The following is a 17,869-nucleotide window of genomic DNA, read 5'->3' on the forward strand; positions in this document are numbered from 1 at the left end:
CGGCAGTTGGAAACCTTTATACCCTTCATCTTTCACGTTGCGACGCATTGGCTTTCCTTTAGCACCTCAAGCGCTTGGCCTTTTTCAGGCTGTTGAGATGGCTTTGGCTCACCGCCGCGCCGCACTTTAGATATTTCTCGGGCCAACAGCGTCACTGTCAGACCGCAGGAAAGTGAAAAAGTTGAGCTTTTTTATGCCGCCAGCAGTTCTTTGGCGTTCGCCAACGTATTGCGGGTGACTTCGCTGCCGCCGAGCAGGCGCGCCAGCTCCTGCAGCCGGGCGCGTTTATCCAGCGGCGCCATCTGGGTTTCGGTGACCGTGCCGTCGGTCTGCTTGCTGACGAACAGGTGCTGATGCCCGCATCCAGCCACCTGCGGCAGGTGGGTGACGCACATCACCTGGGTGGATTCGCCGAGCTGGCGCAGCAGACGGCCGACGATGGCGGCGGTCGGGCCGCTGATGCCCACGTCCACCTCATCGAAGATCAGCGCCGGAGTTTCCATCTTGCGGGCGGTGATCACCTGAATGGCCAGCGCGATGCGCGACAGCTCACCGCCGGAGGCGACCTTCGCCAGCGGCTGCAGCGGCTGCCCCGGGTTGGTGGAGACGCAGAACTCGGTGCGGCTGGCCCCTTCGGCGCTAAGGTGCTGCGGTTCGAAGCGCACGTCGATGTTGAATTTGCCGTGCGGCATGGAGAGTGCCTGCATGCTGTCGGTGATGAGCGTGGTCAGCTCGGCGGCGTAGTGCAGGCGTTTCTGGTGCAGCTGTTCCGCCAGCGCTAGCGCCTGCTGGTGATGCAGGGTAACCGCCTCGTTCAGGTGTTCATGGTCGCTTTCCTGCTGTGAAAGCAGCTGCTGTTCATCCAGCAACTGCTGATGCAGCTGCGGCAGCTCTTCCGGCGCGACCTGGTGTTTGCGCGCCAGGCTGATTTGGCGCGACAGGCGCTGTTCCAGCTCGTGCAGGCGGTTGGGATCGAGATCCATGCGATCGGCGTAGTGGCGCAGCTCGTCGCTGGCTTCGCTAATTTGGATAGAAGCCTCTTCCAGCATGTCCAGCAGGCCGCTGAGCTTGTCGTCCAGCCCGGCCAGCTCAAGCAGCAGGTGTTTGGCGCTGTAGAGCTGGCTGAGCATGTTGTTCTCGTCGCTGTCGGCCAGCAGCTGCAGCGTCTGCTGGCTGAGGGTCAGTAGCTGGCCGCTGTTGGCCAGGCGCTTGTACTCGGCGTCGGTCTGCTCGAACTCGCCGGCCTGCGGCGCGAATTCGTTCAGCTCTTTCAATTGGTATTGCAGCAGCTGCTTGCGCGCTTCGCGCTCGATGGACTGCTGCTGATGGTGCGCCAGCTCGCGGCAGCTCTGATGCCAGCGTTGGTAGGCCTGGCTCATCGCCGCCAGCAGGGCGGGTTCGTCGGCGTAGGCGTCGAGCAGCGCTTTTTGGTGCTCCGGCTTGAGCAGCAGCTGATGGGCGTGTTGACCGTGGATTTGGATCAGGCGTTGCCCCAGCTCACGCAACTGCGACAGCGGCACGGCGGTGCCGTTGATAAAGCCGCGCGAACGGCCGTCGGCGTTGATCACCCGGCGCAGCAGGCATTCGTTGCTGTCGTCCAGCTGGTTTTGCTCCAGCCACGCGCGCGCGGACGGGGTGTCCGCCAGCGAGAAGCGGGCGCAGATGTCGGCGCGGGCGGCTCCCAGGCGCACCACGTTGCCGTCGGCGCGGTTGCCGAGGCACAGCCCCAGCGCATCGATGGCGATGGATTTGCCGGCGCCGGTTTCACCGGTGATCGCCGTCATGCCCGGTTGAAAATCAATTTCCAACTCACGAACGATAGCAAAGTTGCTGATGGTTAATTGCGCCAGCATGGGAACCTTCCTGTGTATAAACACATAACTGTAGTTTTATACAGTATAAACTGGTTTTATATACAGTAAAGTGGCCGATGCAGATTTTAGAACAATTTTTTCGACCAGCCCAACTTGGTGCTTAACGTGTTGAAATAGCTGTAGTCCTTCGGGTGAATCAGGTTCAGATGGAAGTTGCTGCGGCGGATCAGCACTTCTTCGCCTTCCTGGATCGGCAGTGCGATCTGGCTGTCGCAGCTGATCTCCAGATCGCTGCCGATCTGCGAGAATTTCAGGCGGATGGTGCTGTCGCCGTTGATCACCAGCGGCCGGGCGGAAAGGGTGTGGGGGAACATCGGCACCAGCGCGATCGCCTCCAGCGACGGGGTGAGGATCGGCCCGCCGGCGGAGAGCGAGTAGGCGGTGGAGCCGGTCGGCGTGGCGATGATCAGGCCGTCGGAGCGCTGCGAGAAGGCGAAGCGATCGTCGATATACACCTCGAATTCGATCATGTGCGCTACTTTGCCGGGGTGCAGCACCACTTCGTTGATGGCGGTGCTGATGCGGCACTGCTGGTGCTCTTTATGCACGATGGTTTCCAGCAGGAAACGCTGTTCGTCGATGTACTCGCCTTCCAGCACGTCCGCCAGCTGCTGCAGGGCGTTGTCGGGATCGAGATCGGTGAGGAAACCGAGGTTGCCGCGGTTGACTCCGATTACCTTGATGTCGTAGCGCGCCAGCACGCGCGCTGCGCCGAGCATGTTGCCGTCGCCGCCGACCACCACCGCCAGATCGGCGCGCTGGCCGATATCCGCCAGGCTGCCGGTGACGGCGTCTTTCAGCCCCAAATCATGGGCGATTTGGCGTTCGACCATCACCGAATAGCCACGGGCGACCAGCCAGTGGAACAGCATCTCGTGGGTTGCCAGCGCTGAAGGGTGACGCGGGTGGCCAACAATGCCAATACAGGCGAATTTTTTATTCATTTGTTGTGATTTTCCTCACCGGGACCCGTTTATGCCCCACATTGTGACCGGTTGACTTGAAACCCCGGTTTTGATCCCCATAATAAGCCAAGTTGCGAGATTAATGCTAAAACGCGGAGATATTCATGAGTAGTAAAGAACAGAAGACGCCAAACGAGCAAGTCTCGGAAGAAATGGAACAACACGCTCATCAGGAGGATACGCTGCCGGAAGCGGCGGAAGGCGTCGATCTGCGCGATGCGCGTATCGCCGAACTGGAAGCCCAACTGGCGGAAGCTCAGCAGCACGAGCGCGACAGCCTGCTGCGCGCCAAAGCGGAAGCGGAGAACATCCGTCGCCGCGCCGAACTGGACGTCGAGAAAGCGCACAAGTTCGCCCTGGAGAAATTCTCCGGCGATCTGCTGCCGGTGATCGACAACCTGGAGCGCGCGCTGGATCTGGCGGATAAAAACAATCCGGAACTGGCCGCGATGATCGAAGGCATCGAGCTGACGCTGAAATCGCTGCTGGACGTGGTGCGCAAGTACGGCATCGAAATCGTCGGCGACGTCAACGTGCCGTTCAACCCGGAAGTGCATCAGGCGATGAGCATGATGGAATCCGCCGATCACCAGCCGAACCACGTGATGATGGTGATGCAGAAAGGCTATACGCTGAACGGCCGCCTGCTGCGTCCGGCGATGGTCGCGGTCTCCAAAGCCAAGGCGTAATCGCCCCGGCAACGGCATAAAGAAAGGCACCCGAGGGTGCCTTTTTTGTCTCTGGACTACGCCTGCGGCAGGCGCGGCATCCAGTCGATCGGCGTGAGCCCTTGCTGCTCCAGCAGCTGATTGGCCTGCGAGAAGTGGCGGCAGCCGAGGAAACCGCGGTGCGCGGAGAGCGGCGACGGGTGCGGCGCTTTCAGCACATGGTGGCGGTTGCGGTCGATAAAGTTGCCTTTCTTCTGCGCGTGCGAGCCCCACAGCAGGAACACCACGCCTTCGCGGTTCTCGTTCAGGGCGGCGATCACTTTATCGGTAAAGGTTTCCCAGCCCAGGTTGGCGTGCGAGTGCGCGCGGCCGCCTTCCACCGTCAGCACGGTGTTGAGCAGCAGCACCCCCTGTTCGGCCCAGCTTTGCAGGTAGCCGTGATCAGGGCGTTCGAAACCGGGAATGTCGGTCGCCAGCTCTTTATACATGTTCACCAGCGACGGCGGCGCCGGCACGCCGGGGCGCACCGAGAAAGAGAGGCCGTGCGCCTGATTGGGGCCGTGGTAGGGATCCTGGCCGAGGATGACGACTTTGACGTCCGCCAGCTCGGTAAAGCGGAACGCGTTGAACACGTCTTTCTGCGGTGGGTAAATGGTCTTACCGGCCTGGCGCTCAGCGGCAACAAAGGCGAGCGTTTCAACAAAATAGGGCTGCTCTTTCTCTTTGCCGATCACGTCATGCCAGGTGAGGGAGGTGGCCATAAACGCTCTCCTTTGTTTTCTTTAGCAATTCATGGGCTATAGCTTACCGTGTCGGCCCGCGCAGCGAAACCCGCTTTTCATTTCTCGCCGCCGTTTGTAATGCAATTATTTTTGAAAATTTACAAAAATAATTGTTTTTTAGCGCGACGGGAAAATTGATATAAAACATAAATTTGCCCCTTCACGCCTTGTGCCTACCCGGTAAAAATTGACTTTAATCAAAGAACTGGCCCGGTCAGGCTGGTATACAGAACAACAAGACAACAATGGTTTTACCAAATGGCCGAAACCAGAATTGGGTTTTCTCACGACGTGAATTTTTACGCCCTTGTACGGAGGCAACATAATGATTACCGGTATTCAAATTACCAAAGCGAACGACCAGGCGCTGGTGAATTCTTTCTGGCTGCTGGACGATGAAAAAGCGGAAGCTCGCTGCGTGTGCGCCAAGGCCAACTACGCGGAAGATCAGGTTGTCGCGGTCAGCGATCTGGGCCAGATCGAATACCGTGAAGTGCCGCTGGAAATGCAGCCGACCGTGCGCGTGGAAGGCGGCCAGCACCTGAACGTCAACGTGCTGCGTCGCGAAACCCTGGAAGACGCGGTCAAGCATCCGGAAAAATACCCGCAGCTGACCATCCGCGTGTCCGGTTATGCGGTGCGTTTCAATTCCCTGACGCCGGAACAGCAGCGCGACGTTATCGCCCGCACCTTTACCGAAAGCCTGTAATCGGCGGCGCAGTCAATCAGGGAGCTTCGGCTCCCTTTTTTGTGCTTGATAGCCGAAAACTGAAGGCGGATCACATTCTGCACAAAGATAAGCATTCCTGATACAGAACTCATCCGACCTGCCGATAGCTAAATCAGCACCTATTCAGGTGCTAAATAAAAAAGTCTATCGACAAGGAGTCGGCATGAGTATGCCTTTAAGTTTTACCTCTGCAGTATCCCCGGTGGCCGCGATCCCTACACCTCGCGCCGCTGCCGAAACGGCGACGGCATCGCAGCCTGCGGCAGCGCCGGCAAATCCGGCGCCGGTGGCCACCCCTTCTCAGAATACGCTGAACGCGCAGAACCTGTTGAATACGCTGGTCGGCGATATCTCTGCGGCGGCGCCGACGGCGGTTGCGCCGGGCGTGACCCGGGGGCAACAATCTCAGGAAGGCGATTATGCGTTGGCGCTGTTGGCCAAGGACGTTTACTCGCTGAACGGCCAGGGCGCCGCCGGGTTCAACCGTCTGAGCGACAGCGCGTTGCTCGGGTTCGGCATCGATCCCGCCAGCCTGCACGACGCGGGCAGCGGTTTCCAGGCCGGGATTTACAGCAACGACAAGCAGTATGTGTTGGCGTTCGCCGGCACCAACGACTGGCGCGACTGGCTGAGCAACGTGCGGCAGGCGACGGGTTATGACGATGTGCAGTACAATCAGGCGGTTGCCGCCGCCAAAAGCGCCAAGGCGGCCTTCGGCGATGCGCTGGTGATCGCCGGTCATTCGCTCGGCGGTGGTCTGGCGGCCACGGCGGCGCTGGCGACCGGCACCGTCGCGGTCACCTTCAATGCGGCCGGGGTGTCGGATTACACCCTGAATCGCCTGGGGATCGATCCGGCGGCGGCGAAGAAAGACGCCGAAGCCGGGGGCATTCGCCGTTACAGCGAGCAATATGACATGCTGACCAGCACCCAGGAATCGACTTCGCTGATCCCGGACGCCATCGGCCACAACATTACCCTGGCCAACAACGATACCCTGACCGGCATCGATGACTGGCGGCCGAGCAAACATCTGGATCGCAGCCTGACGGCGCACGGCATCGACAAGGTGATAAGCTCGATGGCGGAACAAAAGCCGTGGGAGGCGAAGGCCAATGCCTGAAGGGCGTCGCTTGCGGCGGGCGCTGGCGATAGCCTTACTGGCGCTGGTCGCGGTGACCGGTTTACTGATGATGGCTAAGGAGCAACAGATGGGGCAGGAGATTTCACCGTTTGACGGCCGCAGCAACCAGGCGCTGGCTCAGGCGGTGGCGCGCGGCGATACGCAGGGCATCGGTGCGCAGGCCACACAGGAGCGCTTGCGCGAACGGGGCGAGCGGCAGGTCACGCTGTTGCAGTGGGCAGTGCTTTCGCAGCAGCCGGCCAGCGTGCAGACGTTGCTGGCGCTCGGTGCCGACCCGGCGACGGCGGGGCTGGACGGCAACAGCGCGCTGCACACCGCGGCGATGTTGCAAGACGCACAGTATCTGCGGTTGTTGCTGACCGAAGGGGCGCAGGTGAACGTGCGCAATGCCGTTACCGGCGCCACGCCGCTCGCGGCGGCGGTGCTGGCCGGGCGTGAGGAGCAGCTGCGGCTGCTGCTGGCGGCCGGGGCGGACACCACGTTGAGCGATCGGCTGGGGGATACTCCGCTGCATCTGGCGGCGAAGATCAACGGGCCGCACCTGGCGCTGTTGCTGTTGCAGGCCGGTGCCGATGCCCGGGCGCGCAATCAGCAGGGTTATGCGTTCCAGTTTTACTTCTCGCAAACGCCGGCGCATTTGCAGAATGACGAGCTGAAGGCGCAGTTCCGCGAGCTGGATAAATGGCTGCAGGGGCGCCGCCTGGCCACGCATTACGCGCAGCAGTAAACGCCCATAAAAAAACCGCCTGTACAGGCGGTTTTTTCTTAGGCAGCGGTGATTATTCCGCGTCGCCGGCCGGTTTGGCCTTCGCCTGACGGCGTTTGCCGACGTTTTTGGCGTCGCGATGGCGCACTTTCACCTTGGCCTTTTCTTTGTTCTTCGCTTTATCTTCCGCGCGTTTGGCCAGTACTTTCTTCGACGGCTTGCCGTTGCTCTTCTCGTTCGGCACCTTGGTTTTTGGCCGCAGTTCGTCGATCACGCGCGCTTTCAGCGGCTCGTTCAGGTAACGGCCCACTTTGCCCAGCAGCAGATGGTCGTGCGCTTCCACCAGCGAAATGGCGGTGCCTTTGCGCCCGGCGCGGCCGGTACGGCCGATGCGGTGCAGGTAGGTGTCCGCCGTGCGCGGCATGTCGAAGTTGAACACGTGGGTGATATCGAGGATATCCAGACCGCGTGCGGCAACGTCGGTGGCGACCAGTACGTTAACCCGGCCATCCATCATGCGTTTGACCGCTTCGTTGCGTTTGGCCTGCACCATTTCGCCTTCGAGATAGCAGGTGTTGATACCCGCTTCGCGCAGCCAGGTGGCCAGCTCGTGCACGCGCTCGCGTTTGCGCACGAAGATCACCGATTTCTGCACGTCCGGCTGCTTCAGCAGGTGGATCAGCAGCGCGGTTTTGTGCTGCACGTCATCGGCGCGGTAGTACCACTGCAGGATCTTTTTGCGTTCGCGGCGCGACGGATCGGCTTCCACTTCCACCGGCTCTTTCAGGATGCGCTCGGCGAATTCGCGGATCGCTTCGCCTTCCAGCGTGGCGGAGAACAGCAGCGTCTGGTTGCGCCAGCGGGTTTCGGCGGAGATGGTTTCGATGTCCTGCGCGAAGCCCATGTCGAGCATGCGGTCGGCTTCGTCGAGGATCAGGGTTTCCACCGCGCGGCAGTCGAAGTTCTCTTCTTTAATGTATTGCAGCAAGCGGCCGGTGGTGGCGACCACCACGTCCTGGTTTTCGCTGAACACTTCCGCGTGGTTCATGTAAGCGACGCCGCCGGTGATGGTGGCGATATCCAGCGAGGTATGAGCAGCCAATTCACGCGCCTGGTCGGCGACCTGCATCGCCAGTTCACGCGTTGGCGTCAGGATCAGCACGCGCGGCGGGCCGGATTTCTTGCGTGGAAAGTCCAGCAGGTGCTGCAACACGGGCAGCAGGAAGGCGGCGGTTTTGCCGGTGCCGGTCGGGGCCGAACCTAAGACGTCGCGCCCGTCCATCGCCGGCGGGATCGCAGCGGCCTGAATGGCGGTGGGGCGATCGTAGCCTTTGTCGCGCAGCGCGTCGATCAGGCGATCATCGAGTTCGAGTTCGGAAAAAGTGGTTGCTGTCATGGTCTACCTCTACTTGGGGCGCCGATTATAGACGGGTTGGCCGCGATCTTCACCTATTTAAGCGGAAAGCCGCTCTTTTCCCGCCGATCAGATTGCCTTATGCTACGCCAGTTTTATAGCCAGGTGGTGAGTGTGAGCAAGCGATCGAAAGCCGATTTTACCCCGCGCCGCGGGGGTTTTACCTTTAAACAATTCTTTGTCGCCCACGATCGTTGCGCCATGAAAGTGGGCACCGACGGGGTGCTGCTCGGCGCCTGGGCGCCGCTGGGGCAGGCGCGCCGGGTGCTGGACATCGGCAGCGGCAGCGGGCTGATCGCGCTGATGCTGGCGCAGCGCAGCGGCGACGAAGTGACCATCGACGCGGTGGAGCTGGATGAAGCCGCCGCCGGCCAGGCGCGCGAAAACGCGGCGGAATCGCCGTGGCCGCAGCGCATCCGCGTGCATGCGCAGGATATTCACCATTATGCGCAGCAGCATGCCGCTGAGTATGATCTGATCGTCAGCAATCCGCCTTATTTTGAGCCGGCGGTGGCCTGCCGCGATCAGGCGCGCCACAACGCGCGCTACACCGAAACCCTGACGCACGAGGCGCTGTTGGCCTGCGCCGCGCAGCTGTTGGCCGCGCAGGGCACGTTCTGCGTGGTGCTGCCGCACGACATCGGCGCCGAATTCGAACGCCTGGCGCAGCAAAGCGGTTGGCACACGGCGGCGAAAGTGAACGTCAGCGATCGGGCCGATACGCCGCTGCACCGGATGTTGCTGGCGCTGACGCGGCGGGAAACGCCGCTGCGGGAGCAGGCGCTGGCGATCAAACAGGCCGACGGCAGCTATACCGACGATTTCCGCCGGTTGATCACCGACTTCTACCTGTTCTACTGAAAAGAAAAGGGCGCCGATAAGGCGCCCTGTCGCAGAGTTTAAGGTTGCAAAATGGTCGGCAGCGCTTCCGGCAGCAAATCCGGGTAGTCCAGCGTGTAGTGCAGGCCGCGGCTCTCTTTGCGCGCCATGGCGCTGCGCACGATAAGCTCGGCCACCTGCACCAGATTGCGCAGCTCCAGCAGGTTGTTGGAGATGCGGAAGTGAGCGTAGTACTCGTCGATTTCCGCCTGCAGCGTGTTGATGCGGCGCAGGGCGCGCTCAAGGCGCTTGGTGGTGCGCACGATGCCGACGTAATCCCACATGAACAGCCGCAGCTCGTGCCAGTTGTGTTGAATCACCACCCGTTCGTCCGCATCGTCCACCCGGCTTTCATCCCAGTGCGGCACCTGTTTGGCCTGCTGGATGAACGGCAGGCGCTGCAGAATGTCTTCCGCCGCCGACCAACCGTAAACCAGGCACTCCAGCAGCGAATTCGACGCCATGCGATTGGCGCCGTGCAGGCCGGTGTAGCTGACCTCGCCGATGGCGTACAGCCCGTCGAGATCGGTGCGGCCGTGCTGATCGACCATCACGCCGCCGCAGGTGTAGTGCGCGGCCGGGACGATGGGGATCGGTTGCCGAGTCAGATCGAAGCCCAGCGTCAGCAGCTTTTCGTGGATCATCGGGAAGTGCTGGGTGATAAACTCCGCCGGCTTGTGGCTGATGTCCAGGTACATGCAGTCGGCGCCCAGGCGCTTCATTTCATGGTCGATGGCGCGGGCGACGATATCGCGCGGGGCCAGTTCGCCACGCGGGTCGAAATCCGGCATAAAGCGGCTGCCGTCCGGGCGCTTCAGGTAAGCCCCTTCGCCGCGCAGCGCTTCGGTCAGCAGGAAGTTGCGCGCCTGCGGGTGGAACAGGCAGGTCGGGTGGAACTGGTTGAACTCCAGGTTGGCGACCCGGCAGCCGGCGCGCCAGGCCATGGCGATGCCATCGCCGGAGGAGATGTCCGGATTGGTGGTGTATTGGTATACCTTGGCCGCGCCGCCGGTGGCCAGCACCACCGTTTTGGCGCGGTAGGTTTCCACCCGCTCGAGCTCGCGGTTCCAGACGTAAGCGCCTACGACTCGGCGGGTGCCCGGCAGGCCGATTTTGTTCGAGGTAATAAGGTCAACCGCGTTGCGGCGTTCCATCACGCAAATATTGGGGTGAGCGCTTGCTTTCCCCACCAGCGTGGTCTCTACTTCCTTACCGGTAGCGTCCGCAGCGTGCAGGATGCGGCGATGGCTGTGGCCGCCTTCGCGCGTGAGGTGATAATGCGCCTCGCCCTGCGCGTTGACCTCGGTGTCGAACAGTACGCCCTGATCGATCAGCCACTGCACGCAGTGGCGCGCGTTGCCGGCGATGAATTCGACGGCCTCTTTGTCGCACAGGCCGGCGCCGGCAATCAAAGTGTCATCAACGTGTGAGGCAATGCTGTCCGTCTCATCGAACACCGCGGCGATCCCGCCTTGGGCGTAAAAGGTGGCCCCCTCGCTGAGCGGCCCCTTGCTGAGAACGGTAACCTTGCAATGCTGCGCCAGGCGCAGCGCCAGTGACAGGCCCGCAGCGCCGCTGCCGACGATCAGTACATCGCTAACATGTTCAGATGATGGTTGCATAACGTATGATGTGTGCAGAAGAAGAGTGAATTTCATGTTAGCCTAACTGTCCGGGCAAAAGCCACGGATAGGGTGACATCAACAGAAAAAACAATGGCGATATGGAACTTCGTGTTCTATATGAACTCCAAGCGAGTGCTTGCTCAGGAAAATAATGTATGGCTGGCAGTACAATTTTACGCGTGGAGACGGATTTGGGGAGAGTTTACCTCGGATGAGCGAGCAGTTAACGGATCAAGTTCTGGTTGAGCGGGTCCAAAAGGGCGACCAGAAATCGTTTAACCTACTGGTAGTGCGCTATCAGCATAAGGTGGCGAGTCTCGTTTCCCGCTATGTGCCGCAGGGCGATGTGCCTGATGTGGTGCAGGAGTCGTTTATCAAGGCCTATCGCGCACTGGAATCGTTCCGTGGCGACAGCGCTTTTTATACCTGGTTGTATCGAATCGCCGTGAACACGGCAAAGAATTATCTGGTTGCTCAGGGGCGCCGTCCGCCATCCAGTGATGTGGACGCCAACGATGCGGAAAATTACGAAAGTGCGGGCGCACTGAAAGAAATTTCGAACCCTGAGAACTTAATGTTGTCAGAAGAGCTGAGACAGATAGTTTTCCGTACCATTGAGTCTCTCCCTGAGGATCTTCGCATGGCGATTACCCTGCGGGAGTTGGATGGTCTAAGCTACGAAGAGATAGCCGCCATCATGGATTGCCCGGTCGGAACCGTACGTTCGCGTATTTTCCGCGCCCGGGAAGCTATCGATAATAAAGTTCAACCGCTGATCCAGCGTTAGCAATGGCGGGCACAGGAAGGGTACTTAGGCATGCAGAAAGAAAAGCTTTCCGCTCTGATGGATGGTGAATCGTTCGACAGCGAGCTGTTGAGTTCTCTGTCGCAAGATCGAACGCTTCAGCAAAGCTGGCAGAGCTATCACCTGATACGTGACACACTGCGGGGTGATATCGGACAAGTGATGCATTTCGATATCGCCGATCGCGTCGCCGCTGCACTTGAGAAAGAACCTGCCCGGCTGGTGCCTTCCGCCGTTCAGGAATCTCAGCCGCAGCCTCACACCTGGCAGAAAATGCCGTTCTGGGACAAAGTGCGTCCTTGGGCGAGCCAGATTACGCAAATCGGCATGGCGGCCTGCGTGTCGCTGGCGGTCATCGTCGGCGTGCAGCACTACAACCAGCCTTCTGCGTCATCGAACGCGTCCGAATCGCCGGCCTTCACCACGCTGCCGATCATGGGCCAGGCCTCACCGGTCAGCCTGGGCGTCCCGGCCGACAGTTTCTCCACCGGCAGCGGCCAACAGCAGCAGGTGCAGGAACAGCGTAAGCGTATCAACGCCATGCTGCAGGACTATGAACTGCAACGTCGCCTGCATTCGGATCAGCTGCAGCTTGAGCAAAGCAATCCGCAACAGGCTGCCATTCAGGTTCCCGGAACTCAGTCTTTAGGAATGCAACAGCAGTAATGAAGCAAATCTGGTTCTCCGTTTGTTTATTGACGGGCAGCCTGCTCTATTCCAGCATCGCCCCGGCGCAGCCGACTGCGTCCGGGGCGTTATTGCAACAGATGAGCAGCGCCAGCCGTTCTCTCAATTACGAGCTCGCCTACATCAGCATCAGCAAGCAGGGAATCGAGTCGTTGCGCTATCGCCATGCGGTGATCGGCAACGTGCCGCTCGGCCAGCTGTTGCACATGGACGGCCCGCGCCGCGAAGTGCTGCAGCGCGGCGGCGGGATCAGCTACTTCGAACCCGGCCTGGAGCCGTTCACGCTCACCGGCGATCACATCGTCGATGCGCTGCCGGCGATCGTTTATGCCGATTTCACCCGCCTGGCCAAGTACTACGACTTCATCTCCGTGGGCAGCACCCGCATCGCCGATCGGCCGTGTGAAGTGCTGCGCGTGGTGGCGCGCGACGGTTCCCGCTACAGCTACATCGTCTGGATGGACGAGGACACCAAGCTGCCGCTGCGGGTGGATTTGCTCGATCGCGACGGCGAAACGCTGGAGCAATATCGGGTGATCTCCTTCGCGGTCGGCGCCGACGTGCAGGGCGCGATGCAGGGGCTGCTCAAAGCCAACCTGCCGCCGCTGCTGTCGCTGTCGGCGGTGGAAAACGTCCAGCTGAGCTGGAGCACCGGCTGGCTGCCGGCGGGGGTAGACGAGGTGGCGCGCAACCGCCGCAAATTGCCGAACGTCGCCGTGCCGGTTGAATCCCGCCTTTACAGCGACGGCTTGTTCAGCTTCTCGGTCAACGTCAGCCCGGCGGGCAGCGGAGCCGGGCTGCAGTACTACCGTCAAGGGCGCCGCACCATCCAGACCGAAGTGCGCGCGGGCAATGAAATCACGATTGTGGGCGAATTGCCGCCGGCGACGGCCAAACGCATCGCCGACAGCATTTCTTTCAAGGTATCGCCGTAATGATGAAAGAGTGGGCCACGGTGGTTTCGTGGCAACAGGGCGTAGCGCTGCTGCGCTGTGAACCCAAGGCCGGCTGCGGCAGCTGCACCGCGCGCTCCGGCTGTGGCGCGCGTGCGTTGAACGAGCTGGTGCCGGAAACCGAGCATCAGCTGCAGGTGCATATCGATCAGCCGCTCGAGCCGGGGCAGCGCGTCGAGGTCGGCATTGCGGAAGGCAGCCTGCTGCGCTCCGCCATGCTGGTTTACCTGACGCCGCTGCTGGGCATGATGCTGGGCGGCGCGTTATTGCAATATTGTTTCGGCAGCGACGCCTCGGCGGCAGTCGGCGCCGTACTGGGCGGCGGGGTGGCCTTTATGCTGGCGCGCCGCTTGGCCCGGCGTCTGGGCGAGCAGGCCGACTATCAGCCGGTGGTGCTGCAGATTGGCTTACCGCCTACCGCACTGCGCATGCAGGCGGAAAACTCCCCGCTGATTTAAACCGACGGCCGCGTCATCGCCGGGTTGTGATAGGCGGGGATGCGGTTGTGGATCATATGTTCCAGCAGCGCGATGAACAGATCGGCGCTGAGCAGCGAATCATCGTTGATAGCGAACAGCACATTACCCTGGCCGTCGAATAAGCGGATGCCGCGCTGCGGATGATTTTCCAACGCGCGGATCTGCTCGATAGGCACGTTGCCCCGTTCAGTGGTCAGCAGGGTGGCGCTCAGCCGCAGCGTTTCGGTCGGCGTGCCTTGCCGTTTGCCGAGCAGCAACTGCCACAGCCAGCGTGCGTCGCCCTCAACCGTGTGAAACGACACCGTCTCCCCCTGATAGAGCGCGTTCAACGCCAATGGCCCGCGCTGCTGCAGCTGCTGATCGACGATCACGTCCGCCAGTCGCCACGAATGGGCGACATTGCTGAAGACCGTGCACCAGGGCTGATCCGCGCCGGCGCGGAACGCCGTGACGTCAAACAACCCGCCAAAAGCCTTGCCGCCGCGAAAGCGATAGATGTCGCCGATTTTCTCAAACGGAATGAAACGCTCTTTGTGATGGTGGCCGTCAAAGACCCGCACGCCGTGCTCGTAGAGCCGATATGTCAACACCGGGCGCAGGTAATGCCGCAGCGCCAGCAGCGTACAGCCGAGTAAAATTGTGCCCGCGCCGGCCTGCAACAGCGTGATGACGTCGTTCTCATCAATGCTGCTCAGCAGCGGCAGCACCAACAGCGCCGCACCCACGCTGAACAGCAGCGCCGCCGCCGCCAGAATGCCCCAGTTGACCTTCGAAAAATCGTGCCGGCTCAGCATTTGCCCTTTATCGATCATAATGCACCTTCCAATCAACGTACGCAGATATGCTGGTGAACCCCGGTGGGCTGCCGATGTAGTGCCCGGAATAATGTTTTGTCGCGGAGTTCATGCCCTTTCTATCCGAGGGACGGTGGTGGCGTATATGGGGTTTTTCCTAAAGGATGTGGGGCAAAATCGAATTCTAAGAGGTTGATCCAAATATTCTTTTTCGATAATTTCAGAAGGGGTTTATTGCGCTGCGGCCGGTTATGTATTAGCGCCGGAGTTTGACGGCCACGGAGCACCTGCAAGCCTTGGGTTCAGGCCGTATAGCCCGTGTTAACATCTGTTTTCATCAGCCGGGGCGCCCTGTAACATTTAGCTGCGCATAATAGAATGCCTTCACTGCACCGATCGCTAGGTTTTCAGTGGTGTGGCATGTAGAATGCAGCGATTCAGGTGCAAGACGGCCTAACCCATTCACTGTCGCTTTAGGTCCATGCGGGTTTCTATAGGCGAGTAATTCAGAAATACCAAGGCAGAAAAACTTTTATAATGAAGCATATACGAAATTTCTCCATTATTGCCCATATTGACCACGGTAAGTCGACGCTGTCTGACCGCATTATCCAAATTTGCGGTGGCCTGTCCGACCGTGAAATGGCTGCGCAGGTGCTCGATTCCATGGATCTGGAGCGCGAGCGCGGCATCACCATCAAGGCGCAAAGCGTCACGCTGGATTACAAGGCGCTGGATGGGCAGACCTATCAGCTTAACTTTATCGACACCCCAGGCCACGTTGACTTCTCCTATGAAGTGTCCCGCTCGCTGGCGGCCTGCGAAGGCGCGCTGCTGGTGGTGGACGCCGGCCAGGGCGTAGAAGCCCAGACGCTGGCCAACTGCTACACCGCGATCGAAATGGATCTGGAAGTGGTGCCGGTGTTGAACAAAATCGACCTGCCGGCCGCCGATCCGGATCGCGCCGCGCAGGAAATTGAAGACATCGTCGGCATCGACGCCACCGATGCCGTGCGCTGCTCGGCCAAAACCGGCGTCGGCGTGCCCGACGTGCTGGAGCGCCTGGTGCGCGACATTCCTGCGCCGCAGGGCGATCCGGATGCGCCGCTGCAGGCGTTGATCATCGATTCCTGGTTCGATAACTACCTGGGCGTCGTGTCGCTGGTGCGCGTCAAGAACGGCACGCTGCGCAAGGGCGACAAGATCAAGGTCATGAGCACCGGCCAGGTGTACAACGCCGATCGTTTGGGCATTTTCACGCCGAAGCAGGTCGATCGCGACGTGCTGAACTGCGGCGAAGTGGGCTGGCTGGTCTGTGCGATCAAAGACATCCTCGGCGCGCCGGTGGGCGATACCCTGACGCAGGCGCGTCAGCCGGCGGATAAAGCGTTGCCGGGCTTCAAAAAAGTGAAGCCACAGGTGTACGCCGGTCTGTTCCCGATCAGCTCCGACGACTATGAATCTTTCCGCGATGCGCTGGGCAAGCTGAGCCTTAACGACGCCTCCCTGTTCTACGAACCGGAAAGCTCCACCGCGTTGGGCTTCGGCTTCCGCTGCGGCTTCCTTGGTCTGCTGCACATGGAGATCATTCAGGAGCGTCTGGAGCGTGAATACGATCTGGATCTGATCACCACCGCGCCGACGGTAGTCTACGAAGTGGAAACCACCGGCAAAGAAGTGATCTACGTCGACAGCCCATCCAAGCTGCCGCCGTTGAACAACATCCAGGAACTGCGCGAGCCGATCGCCGAATGCCACATGCTGATGCCGCAGGAATACCTGGGCAACGTCATCACCTTGTGCGTTGAGAAACGCGGCGTGCAGACCAACATGGTCTACCACGGCAACCAGGTGGCGTTGACCTATGAAATCCCGATGGCGGAAGTGGTGCTCGACTTCTTCGACCGCCTGAAGTCCACGTCGCGCGGTTATGCGTCGCTGGATTACAACTTCAAGCGCTTCCAGGCCTCCGACATGGTGCGCGTGGACGTGCTGATCAACAACGAGCGCGTGGATGCGCTGGCGCTGATCACCCACCGCGATAACTCGCAGTATCGCGGCCGTGAATTGGTGGAAAAGATGAAAGATCTGATCCCGCGTCAGCAGTTCGACATCGCGATTCAGGCGGCGATCGGCACGCACATCATCGCGCGCTCCACCGTGAAGCAGCTGCGTAAAAACGTGCTGGCGAAATGCTACGGCGGTGACGTCAGCCGTAAGAAAAAGCTGCTGCAGAAACAGAAAGACGGTAAGAAGCGCATGAAGCAGGTCGGCAACGTCGAGCTGCCGCAGGAAGCGTTCCTGGCCATTCTGCACGTCGGTAAAGACGGCAAGTAACCGCGACGAGTTCGCGAAACGAGGGAGTTTGCATGGCGAATATGTTTGCCCTGATCCTGGCGTTGGCCACCCTGGTCACCGGGATCATCTGGTGCTTCGAGCGCTTTAAATGGGCGCCGGCCCGCCGCGCGAAGATTGCGGCGGTCAACGAGCAGACCGCGGGCGCAGTAGACGATAAAACGCTGGCGAAAGTGGCTAAGCAGCCAGGCTGGGTAGAGACCGGGGCATCGGTCTTCCCGGTGTTGCTGCTGGTCTTTGTGGTGCGCTCGTTTATTTACGAACCGTTCCAAATCCCGTCCGGCTCAATGATGCCGACGCTGTTGATTGGCGATTTCATTCTGGTGGAGAAATATGCTTACGGCATTAAAGATCCGATAACCCAGACCACGCTAATTGAAACCGGTCATCCGAAGCGCGGCGATATTGCGGTATTTAAATATCCGCTGGATCCGAAGCTGGATTATATCAAGCGCGTGATTGGCCTGCCGGGCGACCGTATTACTTACGATCCGGTGAATAAGCGCGTTACGGTGCAGCCGTCGTGCAACAGCGGGCAGTCCTGCGATACCGCGCTGGCGGTCACCTACGCCGACGCGCAGCCGAGCGACTTCGTACAGCTGTTCAGCCGCAGCGGCATGGGCGAGGCCAGCAACGGTTTCTACCAGATCCCGCTGAATGACAACGTGCCGCAGGGCGGCATTCGTCTGCGTGAACGTCAGGAGAGCCTGGGCAACGTGACGCACCGCATCCTGACCGTGCCGGGCACGCAGGATCAGGTGGGCGCTTACTACCAACAGCCGGGCAAACCGCTGGCGGAGTGGGTGGTGCCGGCCGGGCATTACTTCATGATGGGCGACAACCGCGACAACAGCGCGGACAGCCGTTACTGGGGCTTTGTGCCGGAGAAGAATCTGGTGGGTAAAGCCACGGCCATCTGGATGAGCTTTGAAAAGCAGGAAGGCGAGTGGCCTACCGGCGTGCGTTTCAGCCGGATTGGCGGCATTCATTAATCGCTGATTTATTCCCT

At 60.4% G+C, this 17,869-nt stretch carries 17 protein-coding genes; 11 read left to right on the top strand and 6 right to left on the bottom strand.

The window, feature by feature from the left end:
- Positions 1-191: 191 nt before the first annotated feature.
- Both recN and nadK read right to left on the bottom strand, forming a co-directional pair.
- Complete coding sequence (gene recN, locus J0X03_RS04975) at positions 192-1,853, bottom strand: DNA repair protein RecN (RefSeq protein ID WP_033644129.1); 1,662 nt, start codon at positions 1,851-1,853, stop codon at positions 192-194.
- 86 nt (positions 1,854-1,939) lie between these two features.
- Entirely contained in the window at positions 1,940-2,818 is an 879-nt protein-coding gene (gene nadK, locus J0X03_RS04980) for an NAD(+) kinase (RefSeq protein ID WP_004929107.1), read from the bottom strand.
- A 125-nt stretch (positions 2,819-2,943) separates the two neighbouring features.
- Here nadK and grpE point away from each other — a divergent pair, with 125 nt between their 5' ends.
- A complete protein-coding gene (gene grpE, locus J0X03_RS04985; protein WP_089195095.1) occupies positions 2,944-3,528 on the top strand; it encodes a nucleotide exchange factor GrpE in 585 nt (194 codons plus the stop codon).
- A 56-nt stretch (positions 3,529-3,584) separates the two neighbouring features.
- Here grpE and ung read toward each other — a convergent pair whose 3' ends face one another.
- Complete coding sequence (ung, locus tag J0X03_RS04990; RefSeq protein ID WP_004929112.1) at positions 3,585-4,268, bottom strand: uracil-DNA glycosylase; 684 nt, start codon at positions 4,266-4,268, stop codon at positions 3,585-3,587.
- Positions 4,269-4,614: 346 nt separating this feature from the next.
- Between ung and grcA the strand changes: the two genes are divergently transcribed.
- From grcA to J0X03_RS05005, 3 genes are all read left to right on the top strand, one after another.
- On the top strand, positions 4,615-4,998 hold the full coding sequence (gene grcA, locus J0X03_RS04995) for an autonomous glycyl radical cofactor GrcA (RefSeq protein ID WP_004929114.1): 384 nt from the start codon (positions 4,615-4,617) through the stop codon (positions 4,996-4,998).
- 184 nt (positions 4,999-5,182) lie between these two features.
- Positions 5,183-6,142, top strand: a complete 960-nt coding sequence (locus J0X03_RS05000) for a Tle-like phospholipase domain-containing protein (RefSeq protein ID WP_033644128.1) — start codon at positions 5,183-5,185, stop codon at positions 6,140-6,142.
- The gene (locus J0X03_RS05005) at positions 6,135-6,890 is read left to right on the top strand and encodes an ankyrin repeat domain-containing protein (protein ID WP_160204503.1); all 756 of its coding nucleotides are present in this window, start codon (positions 6,135-6,137) and stop codon (positions 6,888-6,890) included. Before J0X03_RS05000 ends, J0X03_RS05005 begins: the two co-directional genes overlap by 8 nt.
- Before the next feature lie 52 nt (positions 6,891-6,942).
- Here J0X03_RS05005 and srmB read toward each other — a convergent pair whose 3' ends face one another.
- The gene (srmB, locus tag J0X03_RS05010) at positions 6,943-8,265 is read right to left on the bottom strand and encodes an ATP-dependent RNA helicase SrmB (RefSeq protein WP_016929798.1); all 1,323 of its coding nucleotides are present in this window, start codon (positions 8,263-8,265) and stop codon (positions 6,943-6,945) included.
- A 99-nt stretch (positions 8,266-8,364) separates the two neighbouring features.
- Between srmB and trmN the strand changes: the two genes are divergently transcribed.
- Positions 8,365-9,144, top strand: a complete 780-nt coding sequence (gene trmN, locus J0X03_RS05015; RefSeq protein ID WP_033644126.1) for a tRNA(1)(Val) (adenine(37)-N(6))-methyltransferase TrmN — start codon at positions 8,365-8,367, stop codon at positions 9,142-9,144.
- A 38-nt stretch (positions 9,145-9,182) separates the two neighbouring features.
- Here trmN and nadB read toward each other — a convergent pair whose 3' ends face one another.
- Positions 9,183-10,784: an L-aspartate oxidase gene (gene nadB / locus J0X03_RS05020; RefSeq protein ID WP_016929796.1), complete on the bottom strand. Its 1,602-nt coding sequence runs from the start codon at positions 10,782-10,784 to the stop codon at positions 9,183-9,185.
- A gap of 214 nt (positions 10,785-10,998) precedes the next feature.
- On the opposite strand from nadB, the gene rpoE reads away from it, so the two are divergent.
- The 4 genes from rpoE to rseC are packed head-to-tail and all read left to right on the top strand — an operon-like array spanning position 10,999 to position 13,690.
- Positions 10,999-11,574, top strand: a complete 576-nt coding sequence (gene rpoE, locus J0X03_RS05025; protein ID WP_004929136.1) for an RNA polymerase sigma factor RpoE — start codon at positions 10,999-11,001, stop codon at positions 11,572-11,574.
- A 30-nt stretch (positions 11,575-11,604) separates the two neighbouring features.
- Positions 11,605-12,258 carry an anti-sigma-E factor RseA gene (rseA, locus tag J0X03_RS05030; RefSeq protein ID WP_033644125.1) on the top strand — a complete coding sequence of 218 codons (654 nt, stop codon included), beginning with the start codon at positions 11,605-11,607 and terminating at the stop codon, positions 12,256-12,258.
- Positions 12,258-13,214: a sigma-E factor regulatory protein RseB gene (gene rseB, locus J0X03_RS05035; protein ID WP_160204501.1), complete on the top strand. Its 957-nt coding sequence runs from the start codon at positions 12,258-12,260 to the stop codon at positions 13,212-13,214. The genes rseA and rseB overlap by 1 nt, the downstream gene beginning before the upstream one ends.
- A complete protein-coding gene (gene rseC / locus J0X03_RS05040; protein ID WP_033644124.1) occupies positions 13,214-13,690 on the top strand; it encodes a SoxR-reducing system protein RseC in 477 nt (158 codons plus the stop codon). Before rseB ends, rseC begins: the two co-directional genes overlap by 1 nt.
- Here the strand turns inward: rseC and J0X03_RS05045 are convergent.
- A complete protein-coding gene (locus J0X03_RS05045; RefSeq protein ID WP_033644123.1) occupies positions 13,687-14,523 on the bottom strand; it encodes a hypothetical protein in 837 nt (278 codons plus the stop codon). The genes rseC and J0X03_RS05045 overlap by 4 nt on opposite strands.
- A gap of 519 nt (positions 14,524-15,042) precedes the next feature.
- On the opposite strand from J0X03_RS05045, the gene lepA reads away from it, so the two are divergent.
- Both lepA and lepB read left to right on the top strand, forming a co-directional pair.
- A complete protein-coding gene (gene lepA / locus J0X03_RS05050; protein ID WP_019452315.1) occupies positions 15,043-16,842 on the top strand; it encodes a translation elongation factor 4 in 1,800 nt (599 codons plus the stop codon).
- 32 nt (positions 16,843-16,874) lie between these two features.
- On the top strand, positions 16,875-17,852 hold the full coding sequence (gene lepB / locus J0X03_RS05055) for a signal peptidase I (protein ID WP_033644122.1): 978 nt from the start codon (positions 16,875-16,877) through the stop codon (positions 17,850-17,852).
- Positions 17,853-17,869: the final 17 nt, after the last annotated feature.

The organism is Serratia ureilytica (genome assembly GCF_017309605.1).
Taxonomy (GTDB): domain Bacteria; phylum Pseudomonadota; class Gammaproteobacteria; order Enterobacterales; family Enterobacteriaceae; genus Serratia; species Serratia ureilytica.